At 35.9% G+C, this 3,863-nt stretch carries 3 protein-coding genes; 1 reads left to right on the plus strand and 2 read right to left on the minus strand.

The genetic code is table 11. The features are described from left to right. Positions 1–47 precede the first annotated feature (47 nt). Complete coding sequence (locus HMPREF2988_RS10185; RefSeq protein ID WP_002315551.1) at positions 48–638, minus strand: TMEM175 family protein; 591 nt, start codon at positions 636–638, stop codon at positions 48–50. A gap of 146 nt (positions 639–784) precedes the next feature. Here HMPREF2988_RS10185 and brnQ point away from each other — a divergent pair, with 146 nt between their 5' ends. Continuing rightward, complete coding sequence (gene brnQ / locus HMPREF2988_RS10190; protein ID WP_070770583.1) at positions 785–2,137, plus strand: branched-chain amino acid transport system II carrier protein; 1,353 nt, start codon at positions 785–787, stop codon at positions 2,135–2,137. Between the two features lie 872 nt (positions 2,138–3,009). Here brnQ and HMPREF2988_RS10195 read toward each other — a convergent pair. Further along, positions 3,010–3,696, minus strand: a complete 687-nt coding sequence (locus HMPREF2988_RS10195; RefSeq protein WP_070770584.1) for a hypothetical protein — start codon at positions 3,694–3,696, stop codon at positions 3,010–3,012. Positions 3,697–3,863 lie beyond the last annotated feature (167 nt).

Raw genomic sequence — 3,863 nt, forward strand, 5'->3', positions numbered from 1 at the left:
CGTTTATTCGGAAAAAGGGCTGTGACAAGATTTTTGTCACAGCCTTTTTATTTCCCCGGAAACAACCGCTGATAATAGGCATCTGCTTTTTTATAGGAAAAAATCCAAATACCAGATACGAAAAAACGTCCGAATAACCCAATCATCGGTACAAAAAAGATACCGGCAATCAAACATAAGTTAATAAACATGGAGATAAAACTTCGATGGTCCTTTGACAAAACTCTCACAACATGGGAATCTGGTTTATTTGCTTTCATGATTTGCCTCATCAATATACCAAAAGAAAAACTCCACATCGTGTATACTAAGACATAAGCCATCTCAGGCCAAAAAGCTTCAGGGTTACGCCCGACCCAACTAGTAACGGAAGGACATAAGGTCAGCCAGAAGAGCCAAAAGATATTCGACCAGACCACTCGGTAATTGATGCGTTCTGCCATCTGGAATATACGATGATGGTTCACCCAGATTACCGCAACAAATATAAAACTTATTGCATAAGCTAATAATGTATTTCGGATGACCCACAAAGAATGAAAACCAGATGGATCAGGAATCTTGATGTCTAATACAAGAACTGTCAAAACGATGGCCACTACTCCATCAGTAAATGCTTCTAATCTCGACTTTGTCACGATGATTCCTCCTCAGATGATTCAGCGCTTTTATTTTATCACTTATGTTATTAAATAACCATCGTTTTATATAGGAAATTTTCTGAAAATTGTTGCATATTTTTCGAAATTTTGTTACTTTTAAAAAAACCGTAAAGGAGTTATGTATGACAAAAAAATTATCATTTAAAGACTATCTTTTTATAGGCTCCATGCTTTTCGGTCTATTTTTTGGTGCTGGAAATCTTATCTTTCCCGTTCATTTGGGTCAAGAAGCAGGCGCTGCTACCTTTTGGGCGAATCTAGGTTTCTTGGTTACCGGTATCGGTCTTCCCTTCTTAGGGGTGATTGCCATTGGTGTATCGAAAAGCTCAGGTGTATATGAATTAGCAAAACGGATAAATCAAACATATGCGATGGTTTTTACCATCTTGCTTTACTTAGTTATCGGACCGTTTTTTGCTTTACCTCGCCTTGCGACCACATCTTTCGAGATTGGTTTAGCACCATTTATCGATCCTAGCAGACAGACGCTATATCTAGCAATTTTCAGTATTGTATTTTTTGTGCTGGCTTGGTGGTTTTCAAGAAAACCGACAAAGATATTAGATTATGTTGGAAAATTCCTGAATCCTGCATTTTTGGTTTTATTAGGGGCATTGCTTCTCCTTGCTTTTTTGAATCCATTAGGCTCTGTCAATCAAGCGCCTATTCAGCCAAATTACCAAGACCATGCTTTTTTCACAGGATTTACTCAAGGATATAACACATTAGATGCGCTTGCTGCTTTAGCATTTGGAATCATCATCGTTACGACGATTCAAAACATGGGTGTAACAAAACCTGCTGAAATTGCTAAAGACACGATCAAATCTGGTGCGATCAGCATTATATTGATGGGAATCATTTATACTTTGCTCGCTTATTTAGGTGCTATGAGCTTAGGTAGCTTTGCTCTAAGTGAAAACGGCGGAATTACGCTGGCTCAGATTGCTGATCATTATTTAGGCACTTATGGAAGTATCTTATTAGCATTCATCGTTATATTAGCTTGTTTGAAGACTGGTATTGGTTTGATTACAGCTTTTGCAGAAACATTCACGGATTTGTTCCCGCAAAGAAATTACGCCTTTTTTGTTGCACTTGCCAGTATCCTTCCCTGTTTAGCGGCAAATGTAGGCTTGACGAATATCATTCAATTTTCGTTGCCTGTTTTGATGTTCATCTATCCATTAGCAATGACATTGATTCTGTTAGTGTTGGTTGGTCCTTTGTTTAAGCAGCGTACAGCTGTTTATCGGATGACTACCTATTTTACATTGATTGCTTCGATTTTTGATGGGTTGAATGCCTGCCCAGAATCTATCAAGCAAACCCCTATCGTTCAAAATCTTTTATATGTTGCGGAAAGCTACTTGCCGTTTTTCAAATTGGGGATGGGATGGATCGTGCCAGCAGTTATCGGTTTTGTTATCGGCCTGATTTGGAGTTTCGCTAAGAAAGAAGAAGTATTGGATTGATAAAAGAGGTTGTCTCTTGAACACTTTTTAAGAAAGAGTTTGCGAAAAAGCTCTCACAAAAATTGCGACGAGTAATCGCAGGATCAATAAAAAGCAAAAGGTCTGTGACAAAAGTCTTGTCACAGACCTTTTTTTCCGAATAAACGGTGTTCAAAAGCCAGTTTCTCGGTATTAAGCCAAATTTATGCAAAAATGTGGAAAGCCATTTTCACAAAATTTTTCTTACTACTCGAAACTAAGCGGCTTTTTCACAACCTCTGATTCATGGTGTTCCAGAAGTAGCTTCTTCGAAAAATAAGCCGAAATTCTACAAAAATTTGAGAAGCAATTTTCGTCAATTCCTTCTTATTTCTTGAAGCTGACCACTTCAGTCACAACCTCTTTTTTATAAATAAAGTTATTTTTACATATTAAAAAAGCAAACATTAAATAACGTTAATTTCAAAACAAATAAATTCCTCCCTTCTTTTTCTTTATCAGTTACGTGAACGATTATGCGTCCAAAACAAACGATTATTTGACATAACTACTGTCTTCCATGAGAATACACGAAGGAAACACCAATAATATAAAAAACTTTTTTTAAATCGATTTTTTCTATTACGCCTTGTACTCTTTCGTTTTTTCAAGAATAATTAAATGTGTAAGCTAATAGGAATGTACGGAGGTATATATTCAATCGTCATAATCATATTGTCTCCGCTAGAGTGATTATTAAAAAAACTGAGACTATCGTTCGAAAAAATAGAAGATACTATATTTTAACCACTTTTCCAGATTTAGAAAGGCAATTACAAAAAACCCGCGTTGCGGGTTTTTTATTTTGATACATTTTATATTCAGTAATATTAGCTAACTCTTACAAATATAAACTAATCCGTCGTTGAAGCACCAATGACAACCATCCTCTTTTCTAACGAGTCATAAATCGTCCACATATGCGCTCCACGGCATCCTCTCCCAGATGTGAAATAACTAGACCAACTGTCATTCCAGCTATAGGCTACTAAGTTCTTTTTATTAGGGAACAAATAATTATTCAGCTCTAAATATTCTTCTTTTGTTACATAAAGTCCATAAGATGTTTCAAAAAAAACCTCTTCATAAAGACTTTCTGGCTGAAGCATTTCTTCAAAATCAATGGGAGATGGAATCATTCGCCCTTTATTCAAATAAATTGGGTAACCAGCCACATGATCAAAAGATGTCCAGTCAGTATGTACTAATCTCATTTTTATCGGCTTCTCCGTTCGCCAATAGTTATCTACAGTTCTTTTTAAACTCCGACGCTCACGAAAAGTCATACCCGATGGTTTACCTTTCATTTTTTGCTGTAACCATTTTTGGAATATGAACTCTACAAACGGCATAGGTTTACGTATAGGTTTTGTCCCTCTAACGCCTTTATACCATTCATTATTTACATATTTCATTAATATGATTGCAGCTTCTTGATGGCTATCTAATCCTTGATAATCTGATACAGATAAAATAACATAATCTAAATCTAGAATATACTTCTTGTATAATTGATCTGTTACCTCCTTCAAAAGTTTCATTTTGTCCTCCTCCGATTTTTACTACCTCTCGTTTCATTACATGATGATTTTAAAGATGTAGATTCTCGCTATCTCACTATTATGAAGTAATTCAATCCAATACCAATATAGCATCAAAAACAGTAAATCGCTTTCTTTTTTCGTCATACACTGACCACACATAAGCA

The sequence above is a fragment of the Enterococcus sp. HMSC061C05 genome (genome assembly GCF_001814765.1).
Lineage (GTDB): Bacteria > Bacillota > Bacilli > Lactobacillales > Enterococcaceae > Enterococcus_B > Enterococcus_B lactis.